This is a genomic window from Bacillus cereus group sp. N31, assembly GCF_016483245.1.
Classification (GTDB): Bacteria; Bacillota; Bacilli; order Bacillales; family Bacillaceae_G; genus Bacillus_A; species Bacillus_A toyonensis.
In genome coordinates, this window is record NZ_JAEHCH010000078.1 from 1 (window position 1) to 472 (window position 472).

Below are 472 nucleotides of genomic sequence, written 5' to 3' on the forward strand. Positions count from 1 at the left end.
TCTTGTAGACGAAAATATCCTAAGTCACGAATATATAGTTCATTCTTTTGTGCCATGCCTGTTCGAGTCGCACTATATGCCTGATCACTTCGTTTTCCTGGTTCAATTTCCACATCAGAAAATTTTCCACTCAACAAGTCATACTCTAGTTGAATTTTCACACCAGCTGTATGACTACATCCTCCGGCACCAGGATAAGTAGTTGCGAATCGATCTGGAACTTGGAAGGTTGTAGAATCAAGGACGAGAATCCGTTCAAAATAAGAAGAAAGAGAATGAGAAATCTTAGATACTCCTCCAATTTTAGCTTGTAGAAGTGTAGTAAATACAGTGCGAAAGAAGGCTACTGAAGCCGAATTAAATCGTCGATTAAGTCCCTCCGGACTTAATAAAATTCCTGTTGAAGTTTCTAATTGACTACAAAGTTGAGTAAGAGAGGTAGTAGCGATTTGTTGATTTAACCATACACACA

The 472-nt window shown here is 38.3% G+C and carries 1 protein-coding gene; it reads right to left on the reverse strand.

The window, feature by feature from the left end; translation table 11 throughout:
• On the reverse strand, positions 1 to 472 hold a 472-nt coding region (locus JDS81_RS29810), incomplete at both ends, for an IS4 family transposase (RefSeq protein ID WP_199688688.1).